The 18,434-nt window shown below is 72.1% G+C and carries 17 protein-coding genes; 8 read left to right on the top strand and 9 right to left on the bottom strand.

Annotation, left to right across the window (positions count from 1 at the left end):
* Positions 1–21: 21 nt before the first annotated feature.
* The 3 genes from WMF34_RS31845 to WMF34_RS31855 form a co-directional block, all read right to left on the bottom strand.
* The gene (locus WMF34_RS31845) at positions 22–573 is read right to left on the bottom strand and encodes a hypothetical protein (protein ID WP_012238818.1); all 552 of its coding nucleotides are present in this window, start codon (positions 571–573) and stop codon (positions 22–24) included.
* Positions 574–684: 111 nt separating this feature from the next.
* On the bottom strand, positions 685–1,263 hold the full coding sequence (locus WMF34_RS31850; RefSeq protein ID WP_012238819.1) for a hypothetical protein: 579 nt from the start codon (positions 1,261–1,263) through the stop codon (positions 685–687).
* Between the two features lie 39 nt (positions 1,264–1,302).
* Complete coding sequence (locus WMF34_RS31855; protein WP_437990165.1) at positions 1,303–1,545, bottom strand: hypothetical protein; 243 nt, start codon at positions 1,543–1,545, stop codon at positions 1,303–1,305.
* A gap of 49 nt (positions 1,546–1,594) precedes the next feature.
* Here WMF34_RS31855 and WMF34_RS31860 point away from each other — a divergent pair, with 49 nt between their 5' ends.
* From WMF34_RS31860 to WMF34_RS31875, 4 genes are all read left to right on the top strand, one after another.
* Complete coding sequence (locus tag WMF34_RS31860) at positions 1,595–2,941, top strand: vitamin K epoxide reductase family protein (RefSeq protein ID WP_012238820.1); 1,347 nt, start codon at positions 1,595–1,597, stop codon at positions 2,939–2,941.
* 7 nt (positions 2,942–2,948) lie between these two features.
* Positions 2,949–3,647, top strand: a complete 699-nt coding sequence (locus WMF34_RS31865; protein ID WP_012238822.1) for a hypothetical protein — start codon at positions 2,949–2,951, stop codon at positions 3,645–3,647.
* Positions 3,644–4,363, top strand: a complete 720-nt coding sequence (locus WMF34_RS31870) for a TlpA family protein disulfide reductase (protein WP_437990166.1) — start codon at positions 3,644–3,646, stop codon at positions 4,361–4,363. The genes WMF34_RS31865 and WMF34_RS31870 overlap by 4 nt, the downstream gene beginning before the upstream one ends.
* An 89-nt stretch (positions 4,364–4,452) precedes the next feature.
* Complete coding sequence (locus WMF34_RS31875; protein WP_437990167.1) at positions 4,453–5,763, top strand: MopE-related protein; 1,311 nt, start codon at positions 4,453–4,455, stop codon at positions 5,761–5,763.
* Here the strand turns inward: WMF34_RS31875 and WMF34_RS31880 are convergent.
* Entirely contained in the window at positions 5,728–6,255 is a 528-nt protein-coding gene (locus tag WMF34_RS31880) for a methylated-DNA--[protein]-cysteine S-methyltransferase (RefSeq protein ID WP_012238825.1), read from the bottom strand. The genes WMF34_RS31875 and WMF34_RS31880 overlap by 36 nt on opposite strands.
* A complete protein-coding gene (locus WMF34_RS31885; protein ID WP_012238826.1) occupies positions 6,236–7,780 on the bottom strand; it encodes an AlkA N-terminal domain-containing protein in 1,545 nt (514 codons plus the stop codon). The genes WMF34_RS31880 and WMF34_RS31885 overlap by 20 nt, the downstream gene beginning before the upstream one ends.
* Before the next feature lie 168 nt (positions 7,781–7,948).
* Between WMF34_RS31885 and WMF34_RS31890 the strand changes: the two genes are divergently transcribed.
* A complete protein-coding gene (locus tag WMF34_RS31890; protein ID WP_437990168.1) occupies positions 7,949–8,998 on the top strand; it encodes a Glu/Leu/Phe/Val dehydrogenase dimerization domain-containing protein in 1,050 nt (349 codons plus the stop codon).
* 3 nt (positions 8,999–9,001) lie between these two features.
* Here WMF34_RS31890 and WMF34_RS31895 read toward each other — a convergent pair whose 3' ends face one another.
* The 3 genes from WMF34_RS31895 to WMF34_RS31905 all read right to left on the bottom strand — a co-directional run bounded on the left by WMF34_RS31895 (position 9,002) and on the right by WMF34_RS31905 (position 12,628).
* Positions 9,002–10,750, bottom strand: a complete 1,749-nt coding sequence (locus WMF34_RS31895) for a carbon starvation CstA family protein (RefSeq protein WP_044966258.1) — start codon at positions 10,748–10,750, stop codon at positions 9,002–9,004.
* Positions 10,751–10,906: 156 nt separating this feature from the next.
* Positions 10,907–11,710, bottom strand: a complete 804-nt coding sequence (locus tag WMF34_RS31900; protein ID WP_437990169.1) for an SDR family NAD(P)-dependent oxidoreductase — start codon at positions 11,708–11,710, stop codon at positions 10,907–10,909.
* A 360-nt stretch (positions 11,711–12,070) separates the two neighbouring features.
* Positions 12,071–12,628, bottom strand: a complete 558-nt coding sequence (locus tag WMF34_RS31905) for a DJ-1 family glyoxalase III (RefSeq protein ID WP_231864351.1) — start codon at positions 12,626–12,628, stop codon at positions 12,071–12,073.
* A 201-nt stretch (positions 12,629–12,829) separates the two neighbouring features.
* Between WMF34_RS31905 and WMF34_RS31910 the strand changes: the two genes are divergently transcribed.
* Entirely contained in the window at positions 12,830–15,331 is a 2,502-nt protein-coding gene (locus WMF34_RS31910; RefSeq protein WP_437990170.1) for an SUMF1/EgtB/PvdO family nonheme iron enzyme, read from the top strand.
* A gap of 357 nt (positions 15,332–15,688) precedes the next feature.
* On the opposite strand, the gene WMF34_RS31915 is transcribed toward WMF34_RS31910, so the two are convergent.
* Positions 15,689–16,282: a Uma2 family endonuclease gene (locus WMF34_RS31915; RefSeq protein WP_437994677.1), complete on the bottom strand. Its 594-nt coding sequence runs from the start codon at positions 16,280–16,282 to the stop codon at positions 15,689–15,691.
* A 449-nt stretch (positions 16,283–16,731) separates the two neighbouring features.
* Between WMF34_RS31915 and WMF34_RS31920 the strand changes: the two genes are divergently transcribed.
* Entirely contained in the window at positions 16,732–16,974 is a 243-nt protein-coding gene (locus WMF34_RS31920; protein WP_437990171.1) for a hypothetical protein, read from the top strand.
* Between the two features lie 331 nt (positions 16,975–17,305).
* Positions 17,306–18,073, top strand: a complete 768-nt coding sequence (locus WMF34_RS31925) for a serine/threonine-protein kinase (protein ID WP_437990172.1) — start codon at positions 17,306–17,308, stop codon at positions 18,071–18,073.
* The last annotated feature ends 361 nt before the right edge of the window (positions 18,074–18,434 follow it).

The following is an 18,434-nucleotide window of genomic DNA, read 5'->3' on the forward strand; positions in this document are numbered from 1 at the left end:
GGCGGCCCGAACTTTCAGCGCTCAGGGATCGACCTCGGCGACGAGCGCCGGGAACTGAGCCGACTTGTGGACGCCCGGCGGGACGATCGCCGCGTCGACGTGGCCGACGAGGCGGCGGAGCGCGTCGGCGTCGGCCGAGGGCACCTCGGCGACGACGGTGAGCGCCCTCGGGAGCGACGCGACGGCCTCGATCACCGCGTCCGCCGACGCGCACCGGACCAGGACCGCGCGCGCGCCGACCTTCGCGGCGGCCTCGGCCCCCTCCTTGCTCTCCGCAAGCGCGAGCGGGAGCATACGCATCGTCCTCGCCCCCTTCGCGAGGCGGTCCCAGTCGTCGAGCGGCAGCGTCGCGTCGATGCAGACCCCGTCCGCCCCGTGGTAGCGCGCCGCGAGCGCGCCGTCGCGATCGCCCACCCGCGACAGGCAGAGCGACGGCACCGTCCTCGTCGCCCGCGCGGCCCCCTGCATGGCGGGCCCCGCCTCGGCGAACGCGAGCGCGGAGATGTTGAGCTCATGCAGCCGCGCCGCGTCCTCCGCGGGCGCCTCCGAGCCGACGAGCCCGACAAGAGCCATGTTCTTCCTGCGGGTGGAGATCACCTGGAGAAGATCGCGTGTGGACGGGACGATCGATCCTGCATCGAAATCCTGCATGGGGAGGGCCGGTAGACGAGACGAACGCGCGGGTCAAGCAAGGGATCGCTCCGGGTCCTCGAGCGCGGGTCGGGAATCCATGGCTGGAACGTCCTGCACGCGCATCCACACGGCGGTCTGATCGCCCTCGTAGCAGACGCTGCCTTCGTGACGGAACTCGAACGAATAGCGGATCATGTGCCGCTTGACGCCGAGCCGGGAGCGCGTCGCCACGCACGTCGCCTCGATGGGCGCGCCCGGCTGGACCAGCTTGCGAAAGACCACCCGGTGAATGTTGGTGCCATAACCGATCCAGCCCTCGCGGTGGCGCAACCCGAGCAGGTGGTAGGCGTGCACGAAGCCGAGCATCCCCGTCGCGTGCACCATGATGGCGCCCGCGACGTGGCGCGGGTGCAGCAGCGGATGCGCCCGCTGCGCGTCGACGAGCGGCATCGGCCTGTCGGTCGGCATGCGACAGCGCACGAGGCCCTTCTCGGCGTCCACCTCGAGGAGCTCGTCGAAGAAGAGCACCGAGGGGTCGTAAGGGAGGTCCGCGAGGAACTCGGCATCGAACGGACCGAGCTTCACAGGAAGGGGCGCGCCGCTCGCCGCGCCGGGTGCAGAGGTCGTCATCGGTTGGCTCTGGGATCCCGAATCCCCCCGGGCCGGCTCCTAGCAGCGGCCGATCGCGTGGGCAACGGCGACCGGCGCCCCGCGGCGCGCGGCGCTCGGGCCGGCGGGCTCGGCGAAGCCTGCCGGCGGGCTCAGCGCGGCGCGGTGCAGCACGAGCACGCGCACGCGCACGAGCACGAGCACGAGCACGAGCACGTGCACGAGCACGAGCACGTGCACGAGCACGAGCACGTGCACGAGCACGAGCACGTGTACGTGCGCGTGCGCGACGCCCGCGCGCACAGGCGTCCTTATTTGACGCGTTGCCCGGCGTCGCGTAATCCACTCGGCCATGTCAGGCAGTCGTGGACCTCGCGGGCCTGCGGCGCTCGCGCTCAGCGGGTCGCTCCTGGGGCTCGCGTTCAGCGCCTCATCGACGTTCGATTACATCCGGCACCTCGACCGGCAGGTCCACGACCTGCACTGCAGCTTCGTGCCGGGCCTCGGCGCGCAGGCGGGCGCCGACACCGCGTGCCGCGTGGCCATGTACAGCCCCTACTCCGCCCTGTTCCGCGAGAGCTTCTGGGGCGGTATCCCCATCTCGCTGTTCGCCCTCGGGGCGTTCGCGTTCTTCGCGGCGTTCGCGCTCTATGTGCTGCTCTCGGCCCAGCACGCGCCGCGGCGCGCGGCGCACTTCCTGTTCGTCGCGGGCCTCACGCCGCTCGCCGTGTCGCTCCTGATGGCGACCATCTCGGCGATGCGCCTCGGGGTGTTCTGCAAGACGTGCGTCGGCATGTACATCTCGTCGGCGCTGCTCGCGGCCGGCGGCGTCTGGGCGTTCCTCGAGGACCGCAGGGCGGCCCGCGCCGCGGCCTGGTCCAGCGCGGCGCCGCGCGCGCCCTCGTCGGCAGGCGCGGCCGGGGTGGGGCCCACCGTCCCCGGGGCGCCCCTCGGGGTCGACGGGCCGGGCGGCGTCGCCGCAGCGCCCGCCGCCCCCCCGCGCCGCGTGGGCTCGCTGCTGCTCCTGCCGGGGTGGCTCGTCGCGCTCGGCGTGTGCACGGTGACGCCGGCGCTGCTCTACGCGAGCGCGCTGCCGAGCTACGCGAGCTACATGACCGGCTGCGGCAAGCTCGAGAAGCCGACCGAGCCGAGCGGCGCGCTGCTCCACGTGACGCGCCCGGGCGCGGTGCAGCCGGCGACCCTCTTCGTCGATCCGCTCTGCCCGACCTGCAAGGCGTTCCACCAGCGGCTCGTGTCCGAGGGGGTGTGGGAGAAGCTCGACGCGACGGTGGTGCTCTTCCCGCTGGACAGCGAGTGCAACTGGATGCTCGACCGGCCGGTGCACCCGGGCGCGTGCCTCCTCTCGAAGGCCATCCTGTGCAGCGATCACCGGGCGATGGATGTGCTCGAGTGGGCCTACGAGAACCAGGAGACGCTGCTCGAGGGCGCGAAGGCGGGCGCGGGCATCGCCAACGTGCAGGCGGCGATCCGGCAGCGCTGGCCCGGGCTCGACGCATGCATGGACTCGAAGGAGACGGCGCTGCGGCTGAACCGTATGCTGCGCTACATCGTGGACAACAAGCTCCCTGTCTCGACGCCGCAGATGTTCCTGGGCACGACGCGGCTCTGCGACGAAGATACGGACATCGGGATGTCGTACGCGATAAGGCAGCTCGCGCCGGCGCTCCGGACGAAGTGAGGAGATCATGAGAGGCGCAGGGATCATCGGGATCGTGGCCGGGTGCGCGCTTCTGGTCGCGTCCGGGGTGACGGTGCACAGCGAGGTGCAGGCCGCGTCGCAGCGCCTGAAGACGGGTGTGGCCGCGGCGGTGAAGCCGGCCGTGGCCATCGCCGACGACGCCGAGGCGCCGTATTGCACGCCCGCGTTCAAGACGGTGCTGCAGCGGGTGCTCAACGCGTGCGGCCTCGTCGGGGCGGAGGCGCGGCGCGGGTGCCAGCCGGCCGACGTGAAGACGCTCGCGTCGATCAGCGACGACGACTTCAACGCGCTCTTCACGCCGCTGAAGCAGCGCGGCGGGGTCGTGATGTTCGACGACGGCTCGGAGAAGCTCGACGACGACGGCAAGAAGATGATCGAGGAGATGTGGCTCGATCGGCGCGGCGCCCGCTATTTCTTCATCGTCGCTCGCGCGTCGAAGACGGGGACGCCGGAGTTCAACCGGACGCTGTCGCACAAGCGCGCGAACAGCGCGTTCTTCGACATCTCCGACAAGTTCAAGGAGCAGGACCTGGACAAGAAGGTCGGGATGCTGTGGCTCGGGAACGAGTTCGCGCAGCTCGGCGCGGAATACTGCCAATGGAACGTCTCGCGCAAGAACAAGGCATGTACGGCGGAGGCCATCAACCGGAGCGCGTTCGTCTCGTGGGTGGACTGTCAGCTGTGAGCCCCGCGAGGAAGAGCGGCGCCCTCCGGTGCGCCTTCGCGGCCCTCGCCGTGACCGCGGGGCTCGCGGGCGGGTGCGACGCGGACAAGAAGGCCGATCTGCCGCCGCCCCCGACGCCCGGCCAGGGGCGGAGCAACGCGGTGACGGCGCCGGGGGCCGCGGCGCCCGCGAGCGCCAGGGCGCCGGCGAGCGCCACGGCGGAGGCGGCGCCGGCCGCGCCGCGGCTCCTTTGCGCGGGGCAGTCTCCGCGGCCTGCGCCCTCGTCGGGCGGGCTCACGGCGGTCGCCGCGAGCGGCGCGGAGAAGCTGCCGGCGAACATCGGGTTCGGCGTCGGCAAGTGGGTGTGGGTGAACTTCTGGGCGGCGTGGTGCAAGCCGTGCCTGGAGGAGATGCCGCGGCTGCTCGGGTGGCAGCAGAAGCTGCGGGCGGCCGGCGTGCTCGTCGACCTGGCGTTCGTCTCGATCGACGACGACGAGCGGCAGCTGTCGCGGTTCCTGGAGGCGCAGCCGGGCACCGGGGTGCGCGCCTCGTACTGGCTGCCCGACGGGCCCCAGCGGGCCGGGTGGCTGCGGGCGCTCGGCGTGAAGGAGACGACCGAGCTGCCGATCCACGCCATCGCGGCGCCGAGCGGGCAGGTGACGTGCGTGATCCAGGGCGCCGTCGAGGACAGCGACTATCCGACGATCGCGGCGCTCCTGGGGTCGAAGAAGCCGTAGGCGGGGCGCTCTTCGAGGCGCGCCGTCGCAAAGCGGCGCTCGGCTTGAGCGGAGGTCGCGGTCGAACCTATCGTCGAGGGAGCGCCCTCGTGAAAACCTCCCTGCTGAGACGCCGGTTCGCCTCCCTCTTTCGTCTGTCCTCGCTGGTCGCGTCGACGGCGCTCCTCTTCGCGAGCTGCAACGGCAGCAACGGCGGCGCCCCGCAGCCAGGGTCGGGCGAGCCCTGCGAGAGCGCGCAGGACTGCGCGGACGGCGTCCCCTGTACGGTCGATCGCTGCGTCGGCGGCCGGTGCGAGTCGGAGGCGGACGACACCCGCTGTCCGGGCGGGCGCTGTGATCGGGCGAGGGGCGCCTGCGTCAACGACAAGGCGTGCGCGACGCCGGCCGACTGCGCAGACGCGGATCCGTGCACCCAGGAAGAGCGCTGCAACGAGTCGCTCCGGCAGTGCGTCTTCGAGGGGCTGGACGGCGACGGGGACGACGCGCTGCCCGTGATCTGCGGCGGCGCGGACTGCGACGATGACGATCCGCGGAACGCCCCGACGCTCGCCGAGCTGTGCGACGGCGCCGACAACAACTGCAACGGCACGGCCGACGAGGGCGAGGACCGCGCCCTCTGCGGCGCCGACGGCGCGCGCTGCGTGAGCGGGCGCTGCGAGTGCCCGGCCGGGCAGGGGTACTGTCCGCTCGCGTCTGCCACGGGGTTCCACTGCATCGACGTTCAGTCGGACCCGGAGAACTGCGGCGCCTGCGGGGCGTCGTGCCCCGCGGACACGACCTGCGTCGGCGGGCAGTGCACGTGCGCGGATGGCCTCGCGCTGTGCGGGTCCACGTGCGTCGACCTCTCCGAGGACGAGCGCCACTGCGGCGCGTGCGGCGAGGCGTGCGGCGAGATGGACTGCATCGACGGCGCCTGCACGGCGTGCGGCGGGGTCGGCGAGCCCTGCTGCGACGGCGCGAGCTGCCGGGACGTCCTCAGCGAGTGCGGGGAGGGCGGCACGTGCGTCGTGAAGGCGTGCGCGGAGCCGATCGAGGCGCTGCCGGACACCCACCTCCCGCGGTGCTCGGCCGACACGGAGCCGTGCATCGACGCGTGCACGGTGAGCTCGTGTGTCGATGACTGCTTCGAGGCGGACAGCACGGCTCCCCGCTCGTACCGCGGTGTGTCGTTCGACTGCGCCGGCTGCGTGGACCATCAGATCCAGGCCTGCACGTCGCGGATGTGCCAGCGGAGCCTGGCTGTGGCGTCTTGCTGCGTCGTGGAGCACTGCCGCGGGGTCATCGACAAAGTGTGCGAGGCCCAATGCGGCGAGGAGCTCGACGCGTTTTATAGCTGCTCCGACGCGACGGAGTGCGGCTTCTTCCTAGTGGCGGACGAGCCGCTCTCCTGCTTCCCCTGAGGCGCCCTCGTGCGCGAGCAGCCACCGCTTCCGCTCGATGCCGCCCGCGTAGCCCGTGAGGTCGCCGCGGGCGCCGACGACGCGGTGGCAGGGGATGACCAGGCAGACCGGGTTCCTGCCGTTCGCCAGGCCCACCGCGCGGGACGCGGACGGCTGCCCGAGGGACGCCGCGACCTCGCCGTAGGAGCGCGTCGCGCCGGGAGGAATGCGCTGGACCTCCGCCCAGACGCGGCGCTGGAACGGCGTGCCGCCGGGCTCGACCGGGACGCCCGAGAGCGCGCCGAGATCGCCGCGCCAGTAGGACCTCAGTCGGCCGGACAGGCCGTGAGGATCCGCGGCGCTGCGCAGCGTGACCGCGCCGTAACGCGCCTCCAGCAACGTGCGAAGGCGGGGCGCGCAGTCCGCGAAATCGAGCCCGTGGACCGCGCCGCCGCCGGCCGCGAGGAGCATGACCCCGAGCGGCGACTCGACCTCATCCAGCAAGAGATCCATTCGACACCTCCCTCTCCGCGGGCCGCGCGCCCTGCGCGTCCGCCGTCCACAACAGCACCGCGGCGTAGGCCCGCCACGGGCGCCACGCCTCCGCCATGGCCGCGAGATCCGCGCCGGAGACGCCGCCGAGCGCGCGCCGCAGGCCGAGATCCGTGGCCGGGAACGCGTCCGGCTCGCGCAGCGCGCGCATCGCGATGTAGTGCGCGGTCCACGCGCCGACGCCCGGGACCGCGCAGAGCGCGCGCACCGTCTCCTCCAGGCCGCGCGAGGCGTCGAGCGCGACCTCGCCGGAGGCCACGCGCGCCGCGAGCGCCGCGATCGTCGCGGCGCGGGCGCGCGGCAGGCCGAGGCCCGTCAGATCGGCCGCGGCGAGCGCCTCGGGCGCCGGGAAGACGAAGCGGAGCCCCTCGGCGCCCTCGGGCAGGCCGCCGCGGACCGCGAGCGGCTCGCCGTGCCGCTCGACAAGGCGCCCCGCGAGCTGCGTCGCGGCGCGGACGCTCACCTGCTGGCCCAGGATCGCCCGCACCGCGAGCTCGAAGCCGTCCCACGCGCCCGGCACGCGCACGCCCGGCATCGCCAGGACCCGCGGGGCGAGCCGCGGATCGGCCCCGAGGTGCGCGGCGATCGCGTCGGGATCGGCGCCGAGGTCGAAGAGCCGCCGCAGCCGCTCCGCGCAGTGGATGAGCCCCTCCGTGCCGGGCAGCCGCAGCCGCGCGAGGAGGTACGGCTCGCCGGGCGCCTGGCGCACCTCGACGACGCCGTGCCCTCCGGCGACGCGCACCGTGCGGCGGTACGCGCCGGGGTCCGCCGACTCCACGCCGGGGATCGCGCGCGCCCCGAGGAAGCCCGCGAGCGCGCCCCAGTCGAGCGGCGGCCGGAACGGGAGGCGGAGCGCGATGTCCGGCGCACCGCCCTCCCCGCCCCCACCGTTCCCACCCCCACCCTCCCCTCCCCCGCCCCGCTTCGATACGGCCTTTCGCAGCTCGCGCGGCGAGCGCTCGTAGGCGGCGCGGATCGCGTCGTTGAAGCGGCGGACGCTCGAGAAGCCCGACGAGAGGGCCACCTCGGTCATGGAGAGCGCTGTCTCGTCGAGGAGCTTCTTCGCGAAGAGCAGGCGCCGCGTCTGCGCCACCGCGAGCGGGGAGGCGCCGACGTGCCGCAGGAAGAGCCGCCTCAGGTGGCGCTCGCCCACGCCGAGCCGCGCCGCGAGCGCCGGGGCGTCGGCGTCGTCGAGCGCGCCCTCCGCGATGAGCCGGAGCGCCCGTGAGACGAGGGCCGACGTGCCCAGCCACGCGGGCGTCCCGGGCGAGGCCTCGGGGCGGCAGCGCAGGCACGGGCGGTAGCCGGCCTCCTGCGCGGCGGCGGCCGAGGGGAAGAACACGCAGCGCTCCCGCTTCGGCGTGCGCGCGGGGCAGATGGGGCGGCAGTAGATGCCCGTCGAGCGCACGCCCGTGAAGAAGCGACCGTCGAAGCGACGGTCGCGGGTCTCGAGCGCGCGGTAGCACGCGTCCTCGTCGATCCGCATGCAGGGCGTCGTAGCGCGGCTGTCGCCGCGGCTCTGGCGCTTTTCGGACCTGTGAGGGCGGACGGGTCCCGCCGCCCCCGACCGCCCCGGCTCGACAGGCCGCTGCGCGGACGCCCGCCGAGCGCGCCGGCCCTGGGGGTCGCCGCGGAATGGTACGCTCGGCGCGGCATGAAGAGCGTGTTCGACACCCTTGCCGCCATGGGGCACGAGCAGGTGCTGTTCTGCGCGGACGAGCCCGCGGGCTACCGCGCGATCATCGCGATCCACAGCACCGCGCTGGGCCCGGCGCTCGGCGGGACGCGGCTCCTCAGGTACGCGAGCGACGAGGAGGCGCTGGTGGACGCGCTGCGCCTGTCGCGCGGCATGACCTACAAAAACGCGCTCGCCGGGATGGACGTCGGCGGCGGCAAGGCGGTCGTCCTCCGCGGCGGCGCGGGGCCGCTCGACCGGGAGCGGCTGTTCCGCGCGCACGGGCGCTTCATCGAGCGCCTCGGCGGCAGGTTCATCACGGGCGAGGACGTGGGCACCACCCCCGCGGACATGGAGCTCATCCGGCGCGAGACGCGCCACGTGAAGGGCCTCGCCGGCGAGGGCGGCGACCCCTCGCCGTGGACCGCGCGGGGCGTGCTCCGCGCGATCCAGGCCGGGGCCCGCCACCGGTGGGGCAGCGACGAGCTCGCGGGCCGGACCGTCGCGCTCCAGGGCTGCGGCAGCGTCGGCGGCCGGCTCGCGGCGGAGCTCCACCGGCTGGGCGCGCGGCTGCTCGTCGCGGACGTCGACCCGGATCGCGCCCGCCACGTCGCCGCCGAGCTCGGCGCCACGATCGTGCCGCCGGACGCGATCACCTCGGCCCAGGCCGACATCTTCGCCCCGTGCGCGCTCGGCGGCGTCCTCGACGACCGCGCCGTGCAGGAGCTGAAGGCCGAGATCGTCGCGGGCGCGGCCAACAACCAGCTCCTCGAGCCGCGCCACGGCGACGCGCTCGCCGCGCGCGGCGTCCTCTACATCCCCGATGTCGTGGCCAACGCAGGCGGCGTGCTGAGCGGCGGCGCGGATCTGTTCGGCTGGTCCCGCGCCGAGGTCCACCGGCGCGTCCAGGCGATCTACGACACGGTCCTCAGGGTGCTCGAAATCGCGACGAACGACGGCGTCTCGCCGCAGCTCGCCGCCGAGCGGCTGGCCGAGGCGCGCCTGCGAGAGCCCGCCGCGGCGGGGTGATCGCTACCGCGTCAGCGCACCCGGCCCGGGCGCCGGCTCGGCGGCGGGGCCGTTCTTCAGCGCCTTCACCGACTCGACCATCAGCGAGACCGCGAGCCCGATCAGCGCGAGCCCCACGACGCCGTTCATCGTCGTCGCGTTCAGCGCGAGCCCCTCGGTGCGCACGGCGGCGAACGCGGTCCGCACCTGGAGGATGAGGGCCCACACCGTGATCGTCATGACGAACACCATCGGGATCGCCGTGTACCAGATGCGCCGCTTCTCGCGGTGCAGCCAGACGGTGACCGCGAGGAGCGTCAGCGCCGCGAGCAGCTGGTTGCTCGTGCCGAACAGCGTCCAGAAGTCGAGGTACGCGGGCCGGACGCCGGGCGCGGGCGGGCGCGCGGTCATGATGAACAGCGTGGGCGGCGCCAGCGAGATCGCGGTCGCGGCCGCGGACACCGCGCGCCCCTTCCAGTTGAAGAGCTCCTGGAGGATGTAGCGGCTGAGGCGCGTCGAGACGTCGAGCGTGTCGAACACGAAGGTGGAGAACGCCATGGCGCCGAACGTCGCGGCGAACAGGAAGTGCTCCTTGCCGATGATGACGGTGAGGAACTTGCCGATCCCGTCGCCGTAGATCTTGCCCGGCCCGGGCAGCTTCGTCCCCTGCGCCACGATGACGAGCGTCGCGAGCGCGATCAGCGCGACGAACGCCTCGGCCAGCATCGCGCCGTAGCCCACCGGGTGGGTGTGCGTCTCCTTCGAGATCTGCTTCGACGTCGTCCCCGAGCAGACGAGCCCGTGGAAGCCCGAGCAGGCGCCGCAGGCGATGGTGACGAACAGGAACGGGAAGAGCATGCCGGTGGCGCCGCCGGCGTTGAACGTGGTGAACGCGGGCTGGCGCAGCTCGAACTCCCCGGGGTAACGGAGGTTTCCAAAGAAGATCCCGATCACGCCGACCGCGAGCGCGATGTAGAGGACGAACCCGCCCAGGTAGCCGCGCGGCTGGAGGAGCAGCCAGACCGGCAGGAGCGAGGCGATGAGGCAATAGACGAGGATGATGAGGCCGAACGCGCGCTGCGGGTTGTCGAGCGGCAGGACGAACGCTGTCGAGATCTTCGTGCCGAGCCAGACGACGCCGAGCGTCGCGGGCACGAAGAGGAGCGTGGTGAGCCAGAGCGGCGGCTTGAGGTACCGCTCGACAACGCCCATGACGATGGAGAGGCCGAGGTAGGCGGCGCTCGCCGCGGCGACGGCGCCGCCGGGGTTGAACTGGAACGCGCCGCCCTCGAACTCCTCGGTCTTGCCGACGAAGGTGCTCGCCGTGATGTCCGTGAAGGCGACGATCACGTAGGACAGCGCGAGCCAGATGAAGATCATCATCGACAGCCAGGCGCGCCGGCCGATGTGCCGCTTCGCGATCTCGGCGACGCTCTCCGCCTCGTGGCGGACGCTCGCGATGAGCGCGGAGAAGTCGTGCACCGCGCCGATGAACACGACGCCGATCGCGATCCAGAGGATGCACGGGAGCCACCCGAACGCCTGGCCGGCGAGGATGGGGCCGGCGATCGGCCCGGCGGCGGCGATGGCGCTGAAGTGCTGCCCGAAGAGGTAGAACGGCTTCGTGGGGACGTAGTCCTCACCGTCGTTCACCTTCACCGCGGGCGTCACCGCGCCGTCGTCGAGCGCGTAGTTGCGCGCGACGATCCGCCCGTAGAAGCGGTAGCCAAGGCACAGCACGACGATGACGGTCAGGGCGAGCAGCGGCAGCACGCGGCGGAGTATAAGGCCATCCGCGGGCGACAGTGATCCGGCAAACGAAGGGCAAGGGCGGCGGTGGGTCGCCGGACGGGCGCAGGCCCCCACCCATCACGGCGCCAGAGCCCGATGGTCCGTCCGGAGGAGCCCCCCCTCGGAGACGCGCGGCTCTCAGAGGCCGGCGTTCAGCGTGTCCCAGTAGCTGTGCAGGCCACGGAGGTTGTTCCCGCCGTCGACGAACACCGTATCGCCGGTGATCCAGCGCGACTCCTCGCTGCAAAGGAACGAGACCACGGGCGCCACGTCGGTCGTCTCCCCGATCCGCCCGAGCGGCGTGCGCTCGAGGAACCTCTGGGCGCTGAGCCCCGCCGTGAGCCCGATGCCGTCGACGAGCGGCGTCCGGGTGAGCCCCGGCGCCACCACGTTCACCCGGATGCCGTGGCGCCCGAGCTCGGACGCGGCCCCCTTGGTCAGCTGCGCGAGGGCCGCCTTGGAGGCGCAGTAATGCGACAGGCCGTCGGTCGGCAGCACCTGGTTGATGGAGCTGATGTTGACGAAGGCGCCCGGCTGTTTCGCGGCGATGAGGCCGCGGGCAACCGCCTTCATGAAGAGGAAGGGGCCCTTCAGGTTGGTGTCGAGGACGCTGTCGAAATCCTCCTCCGGCAGGTCCGTCAGGAGCGCGAGCGTGGCGATCCCCGCGTTGTTCACGAGGATCCCCGGCAATCCGAACGCCGACGTCGCCGCCTCGACGGCGCGCGACACGTCTTCGGCGCGGGACGCGTCGCCCGCGAAGGGCAGCGCGCGCGCCGCACCGCCGGCCGCGCGGTTCAGCTCCTCGGCCGCCGCCTCGACCTTCGCCGCCGTCCGGCCGAAGAGCAGCACGTTGCTGCCGCGACTCATGAGGTCTCTCGCGATCTCGAGACCGATCCCCTGACCACCCCCGGTGACAATAGCGCTCTTGGAAATAAGCTTCATCTCGACCTCCGTGAATGCGGAAAGCAAATCCAACGTCCTTGATCGCCTAGTACTACAGCCGTACTTGGTCCGAGGTGCGGCTGTAGACATCAAAATCGTCGAGAAATCCGTGCCCGTCCGCCCGTCTACAGCCGCAAATGGACCGCAAGTACGGCTGTAGTACTAGAGGGACAAACGGGCTGAAACCCCGAAAAAAGCGGGAATTTCACAAGGAGGCGGGGAGGCGGGGAGCGAGAGACGGCGAGAAGGAAAGACTCTTATTTTTTCCTCCCCGCCTCTCCGCCTCCCTGTGAAAACTCTCCGGGTTTTAACATGATCGGTGTTCTAGAGGAACCTCGGCCGGCCGGGCGCCGATCTCGCTCAGTCCGTCAGCATCATCGGCGCGCGCACCTTCGCGGCGATCTCCTCACCCCGGAGCCGCGCGACGAGCGCGAGCGCGAACGCCATCGCGGTGCCCGGCCCCTGGCTCGTGACGAGCAGCCCGTCCTCGACGACCGGGCTCGCGAGGAGCTCGCCGTGCGCCGACACAACGTCGTTCACGGACGGGTGGCACGCCATCCTGCGGCCCTGGAAGAGCCCGTGCGCCGCGAGCGCGATCGGCGCGGCGCAGATCGCCGCGACGACCCGGCCCGCCTGCGCCTGCGCATGAAGGCGCTCCCCGACGGCGGGCGAGCTGGCCAGCCGGTCGGCCCCGCCCTTGCCGCCCGGGAGGACCACCACGTCGAAGTCGCCCGTCACGGCCGAGAGATCCGCGTCCGGCACGAGGCGCACGCCTCGGCTGCAGCGCACCGGGCCCGGGCCATCGAGCCCGGCGAGGACGACCTCGACCTCGGCGCGGCGCAGGACATCGACGATGATCGTCGTTTCCATCTCCTCGGCTCCCTCGGCAAGGATCACGAGCGCTCGCGGCGTCTTCATGGGTGCCGGCATGGGGCCGCGGGCCGCCGGATGCAAGCCGGACGCACACAGGACGCTGGGGGGGCGCAAGCCGGACGCAGGCTCAGCGAGCGTATGCGAGCAGATCGAGGATCGAGCCGCGCGAGCGCGTGCGCGCGCCGGCAGAGGCGGGCGGCGCGGAAGCCCCTTTGCCTGGGCACGTCGACGCGCTAGGAGCGGGGCATGGCGGAGCCGTCCGACGATCCGTTTGGCCTCTCGGGGCAGACCATCGAGGGGAAATACCGCGTCGCCGCCGTGATCGGCGACGGCGGCTTCGGCGTCGTCTACCGGGGGATGCACGAGGGCTTCGGCGAGCTCATCGCGATCAAGTGCCTGAAGCTGCCGGCCTCGCTCGACGCCGCGGAGCGCGACGCGCTGCTCGAGACGCTGCGGGGCGAGGGGCGGATCCTGCACCGGCTGTCGCGGGCCACCTCGGGCATCGTGCAGGCGCTCGACGTCGGCGCGTTCACCACCCAGGCCGGCGTGTGGGTGCCCTACCTGGTGCTGGAGTGGCTGGAGGGCCAGACGCTCGGGCAATACCTCCGGGAGCGGCGCGAGCGGGGCGAGGCCGGCATGTCGATCGCCGAGGCGATCCAGCTGCTCACCCCGGCCGCGCGCGCGCTCGCCGTCGCGCACGCGCACAAGGTCGCGCACCGGGACGTGAAGCCGGCGAACCTGTTCCTCACCCACGTCGGCGGGGCGCGGACGCTGAAGGTGCTCGATTTCGGCATCGCCAAGGTGCTTTCCGACCACCCGACGTTCACCGAGGCGCTCGCCGCGACCCGGCAGGGGCCGAGCGCGTTCACGCCGCGCTACGGCGCGCCCGAGCAGTTCAACAAGGCCCGCGGCGCGACGGGCCCGTGGACGGACGTGTTCGCGCTCGGGCTCATCTTCGTCGAACTCGTGAGCGGCAGGCGCGCGCTCGAGGGGGACGACCCCACGCAGCTCTACGTCGCCTCCGCCGATCCGGCGGTGCGCCCGACGCTGCGCGCGCGCGGGCTCCCGGACGCGCCCGAGGCGATCGAGCGCGTGCTCGACAAGGCGCTCGCGATCGAGCCCAAGCACCGCTTCACGAGCGCAGGCGAGTTCTGGGACGCGCTCTCGGCCGCGGCGCACGGCGAGCGCGCGGGGTCCTTCGCGGGTCGCGGCGGCCCCTCCGCGGAGCACGCGGCGGGGCAGTCGACCGCGGAGTACGCGGCCGCGCAGGGGCTCGGCGTGGCCGTCGGGCCGAGCGAGCCGACGATGCTCGCCGACGCGCACGCGCCCGCCCCGGCGCGGCCTGCCATCGTCAAGGTGAGCCACGGCGCGAGCGGGCCGCAGGCCGCCGGCGCGAGCGGGCCGCCGGCGGCCGGCGCGACGGGCGGCGCGGCGCCTCGGGCGAGAGACGGGGGCGGCGCGCTGGCGACGGGGGGCTCCAGGACCGCGCAGGTCGAGGACTCCATGATCGAGACGGTCGCGCCCGCCAGCCCCCCTGCGGCCGGCGCGGCCCCGCACCCGGGCCCGGCCCCGCGCCCCGGCGCGGCCCCGCACCCCCAGGCCGCGGCGGGCGGACCGCCGCACGCCGCGCCGCCGGTCGCAGCGCCGCCGCAGCGCCGCAGCGCCGCGCGCGCGGCGCTTCCCTGGTTCGTGGCGGCGCTCGTGCTCGGCGGCGCCGGCGCGACGGCGTATGTCCTGACGCGGGCTCCCGACAAGAAGCCGGCGAAGGCGCCGTCCGCGCGCGCCACCGCGACGTCGTCCGCCGGGCGCGCCGCGACGGCCGCGGCGGGCGTGCCGGCGCCCGCCAGCGCCGCGCCGGCCGCGAGCGCCTCCGCCGCGGCGCCTTCCGCCGAGCCCGCCGCGCCCGCGGCGCCGCCGGCGGACATGGTCTTCATCGGGCCCATCTCGACCACGATCGGCGCCGCGGGCGAGGCGCGCCAGGTGACGCTCACCCGCGGGTTCTACATCGATCGCAACGAGGTGACCGTCCGCGCTTACCGGGCCTGCATGCAGCAGCGCATGTGCTCCACGGCGGATCACGTCTCGCTGACGCCCGAGCTCATGCCCGGCGCGCAGGCGCCGGCGACGCCCGAGGAGCAGCGGGAGGTCGAGCTCTGGACGCGGCGCTGCAACGAGCCCCGCAACGCGACCGGGCACCCGATCAACTGCGTCGACTACTCCCAGGCCGAGAGCTACTGCCGCTTCCGCGGCCGGCGGCTGCCCACCGAGGCGGAGTGGGAGGTCGCCGCGCGCGGCGCGGCCGGCCGGGCCTTCGTCTGGGGCGACGAGGCGCCGGCCTGCGAGCGCGCCTGCTACGATCGCAACGAGGGCTGCCTCGCGCGCGGCGCCGACGTCTCGACCTGCGCGTCCGGCGCCCACCCCAGCGATCGCACCCCGGAGGGCGTCTACGACCTCGCCGGCAACGTGTCCGAGTGGGTCTCGGACGGCCTCGTCTTCCCGCCGCCCGGCGGCGAGAACCCGCAGGGCGACCCGTCCTTCCCGCTCAAGGTCGTGCGCGGCGGCAGCTTCCTGGACGGCCCCGAGAAGCTCTCCGCCACCTACCGCACCGCCGCCGCGCCCGTGACGGCGCACGCCTGGATCGGCTTCCGCTGCGCCATGGATGCGCCGGCGCAGGAGGGCGCCGCCGCGCAGCCGCCCGCGCCCGAGCAGCAGGCTGCGCCGGCCGCGGAGGGCGCAACCGCGCCCTGAGCTGAAGCGCCGCGCCCCTCGTCCTCCCGCGCCGTGCCCGGATCCGGTGCCCCGCGTCCACGGCTCATCGAGCCGGCGGGCCCGGGCGGTCCGGTTCGCTCGATTCCTGAGCGGTCTCTCTGGATCCCGGGCAGATTGATCTGGTTCCCAGAGTTGATTCTCTCGATGTGGCTTTCGATCACCTGGATCCGAGAGATGCAACTCTGGATGGAGCTTTCATTTAGCCGGAACCAGAGTTGATTCTCTAGATTACGCCTCCATTCAGCCAGTTTCCTGGCCGCATTGTCTCGATGCCGCTGATCCCATGGCCCCGGTTCCAGGCGAGGGCGAGAAGATCGGCCCTGGGCGGCGAAGCGACTACTTCGCCCAGAGGACCGAGAGGTCGAGCTCGATCGCCTCGAAGGGCGCGACGCGAACGCGTGCGGCGTCGCGATGGCACGGACCGCGTTCCCAGCTTCGACCGGACACGAGAGAGAGCACCTCGAGCGTGCGTGCGATCGGGTCGACCAGCCACGCGTGCCGCACGCCCTCGCGCGCGTAGATCGGCATCTTCTCCCTGCTGCGGTCGACGTCCTCGGTCGACGGGCTCAGGACCTCGCAGATCCAGTCCGGGGCGAGCGCGAAGTACGCCGTCTCGGGCAGCTCGGGCATGCGCTCGCGGCGCCAGCCGGCGAGGTCGGGCACGAGCGCGTCGATCTCGTCAGGCGCCGTCGGGTCGGGGAAGTGCAGCTCGGGCTCGTCCAGGATCCACCAGCCGCCCGGGCCGCCCTTGCCATGGTCGAACGGGCCGGTCAGCTCGGCACCCAGGCCCGAGCTCGCGCGCGCGTGCCGCGGCGCCGGACGGGGGAACACGTGCAGGGTGCCGCGAATGAGCTCCGCCACCTTGTTCGGCGAGACGGCCTCGAGGTCGGCGTACGTGGCGCGGCGCTGCTTCTCGGCGGGCTGCCCCATGGGCGAAGCCTGCCCGGGGCGGGGCGGCGGGGCAAGGCAGGGCACCTGCTCTTCCAGCACGGCGGCCGCCGCGTCGGCGCTGGGTGAGCGATCTGAAACATCCGCCGACTCACCGAGCGTCGTGAGAAAGCGGGCGATGCGGCTCGACTCCGTGCTCATGGCGACCAGCTTCATCCTGGCTTTGGAGGCCGGGCACTCGCGGATCTCGATCGCAAACGTGCGGCGCAGAAGCTCCGCCCACGGCCGGTAGCCGCCCCGCTTTGACGCGCACCGGCGCGAATCGCCGCGTGCAAGGGGAAGCCGTCCAGCGAGGCGCACAGCGGCTCGTCATAGGCGAGCGCGCTCGGTGCCAGCGGCGAGAGCCCAGGGAGCCATTGCGGTCCGGCGGGCGCCGCTCGTCCGGAGACGGCCGAGGCGCGCAGCACGGCCTCGCCGTCCTTGTTCGCGCCATGCTCGAGCTCGAAGAGTCCGTGCCGTCGCATGGTGCGCTTCATGCGCTGGACGGCGTCCTCGAGCTCCTGACCGACCTCGCGCGGCTACGGATGACCGAGCTCGTGTCACACGAGCTCTGCGCCGTCTTCCTGGTAAGCCCCGTTGAGAAAGACAACGTGCAGATGTGGATTGAGCCGCAGCTCGCCGGACGTGCGTCGCACGGCGGGCACCGCGCCGCTCTTGACCGCGCTCAGACGTGATCAGCAAGCAGCTGGCGGGCTGACCGCGCCAAGGGCTCGACGAGCGCTGCCCGCCTGGGCGACCTCGTCCCGCGCGGCGTCGAGCGCCGGCGACGCTGACGCGCCTGAATAACGCGAACCGCGGTCAGCGACGCAGGCGCGGGACGCCTTACCGGGCCTCCTTGCAGGCCTCCCAACGCCTAGCATCGTCGACCCCGGCGAGAGCCGCAAGGGGCCGTGCCCATGGCGATGGCCAGGTGGTTAGGTTGCAACTACTAGTGCCAGACTTGACACGTCCCGAGCGAATGCTTACCTGAGCGGCCGCCCAAACCGGGTGCTGGAGAAGCTTCCAATGAACTACAGCTATGACCCGAACCCACTCGCGGTCGGAGGCGAAAAATCCGTCCATAAAGCCGTTTGCGTGGAGACACGACTCGACGTAGTCGTCAAGTTCCTCAAACGGCCATATACCCAGGAGGACGTGATGCGGTTCAGACATGAGATCCAGCGCCTGCGGAACGCGAAGATGACGGCAGGAGCAGGGGTATCGACGATCTTGGATTTTAACCTCGATTACGATCCACCATTCTACGTTGAGGAATATTTTCCCGACGGCTCGTTGGCGCAGAAAATGGCAGCCATTTTTCGCCAAGGGAGCCGCTTTCAAGAGGGCGCCGCGCTAGGGTATTGCAGGCAGATCCTGAACGCACTCCAGGGCATCCACAACTCGAACCAGATACATCGAGACATCAAGCCGCAGAACATAATGTTTCGGGCAGCGGACAAGCAGATGATCATTACCGACATGGGCATTGGTCGGACGCTGGCTCGCCCGACACCACTTCAGACCAGGGCATTCGTGGGCACGCGGGGTTATGCGGCACCCGAACAAGAAAACGCGTCAGCAACAGATCATCGCACCGATCTGTATCCGGTCGGGGTCATTCTCCATGAGATGCTCACCGGTGAGCGGGGAGCATGGAATTATAATGTCTATACCGGAAATCCACGAGTCGCTCGCCTCATAACCGGTCTCATGGCGTTCCTCCCTAACCAGCGATACTCTACCGCCTATGAGGCGGTCCTGTACATCGATCGGCTCGGCTTGTCCACGCGTTGAACGCGCGGATCTGCGGCGCGAAATATTAACAGGCGGGCCGCCCAACAAGGCGCTGGAGCCGACCAAGGGCCCCGGAGCGCTGCTGCACGCACCCCACGGTTCTGGAAACTGCCTCGCAGGGCGCGGTCCGACGCGCTGGCGCGCCAACGTGGGCGGCGAGGACGCCGATCCCATTGATCGAGCGTGAAATGAGCCGCCAAGACGCCACAAGACGCCAAGAACTGAACACTATCTTGGCGTCTTGTGGCGTCTTGGCGGTATGAAATTCTGCTCTTTTTTGGCGGCTTCAACCCGTTTGTTGCTCTAGGTCCTCCTGTGCACGAACTGTCGCAAGGACCTGTCGTCCTCGGCTGCCGCCAGC

Source organism: Sorangium sp. So ce145 (assembly GCF_051525985.1).
In the GTDB taxonomy this organism is placed as follows: domain Bacteria; phylum Myxococcota_A; class Polyangia; order Polyangiales; family Polyangiaceae; genus Sorangium; species Sorangium cellulosum_B.

Coding starts and splice junctions, on each gene's coding strand:
- WMF34_RS31845 (WP_012238818.1), bottom strand. CDS start 573: ATGGCTCTTGTCGGGCTCGTCGGCTCGGAGGCGCCCGCGGAGGACGCG.
- WMF34_RS31850 (WP_012238819.1), bottom strand. CDS start 1,263: ATGACGACCTCTGCACCCGGCGCGGCGAGCGGCGCGCCCCTTCCTGTG.
- WMF34_RS31860 (WP_012238820.1), top strand. CDS start 1,595: ATGTCAGGCAGTCGTGGACCTCGCGGGCCTGCGGCGCTCGCGCTCAGC.
- WMF34_RS31865 (WP_012238822.1), top strand. CDS start 2,949: ATGAGAGGCGCAGGGATCATCGGGATCGTGGCCGGGTGCGCGCTTCTG.
- WMF34_RS31880 (WP_012238825.1), bottom strand. CDS start 6,255: ATGGATCTCTTGCTGGATGAGGTCGAGTCGCCGCTCGGGGTCATGCTC.
- WMF34_RS31885 (WP_012238826.1), bottom strand. CDS start 7,780: ATGCGGATCGACGAGGACGCGTGCTACCGCGCGCTCGAGACCCGCGAC.
- WMF34_RS31890 (WP_437990168.1), top strand. CDS start 7,949: ATGAAGAGCGTGTTCGACACCCTTGCCGCCATGGGGCACGAGCAGGTG.
- WMF34_RS31900 (WP_437990169.1), bottom strand. CDS start 11,710: ATGAAGCTTATTTCCAAGAGCGCTATTGTCACCGGGGGTGGTCAGGGG.
- WMF34_RS31905 (WP_231864351.1), bottom strand. CDS start 12,628: ATGAAGACGCCGCGAGCGCTCGTGATCCTTGCCGAGGGAGCCGAGGAG.
- WMF34_RS31910 (WP_437990170.1), top strand. CDS start 12,830: ATGGCGGAGCCGTCCGACGATCCGTTTGGCCTCTCGGGGCAGACCATC.
- WMF34_RS31915 (WP_437994677.1), bottom strand. CDS start 16,282: ATGGGGCAGCCCGCCGAGAAGCAGCGCCGCGCCACGTACGCCGACCTC.
- WMF34_RS31920 (WP_437990171.1), top strand. CDS start 16,732: ATGCTCGAGCTCGAAGAGTCCGTGCCGTCGCATGGTGCGCTTCATGCG.
- WMF34_RS31925 (WP_437990172.1), top strand. CDS start 17,306: ATGAACTACAGCTATGACCCGAACCCACTCGCGGTCGGAGGCGAAAAA.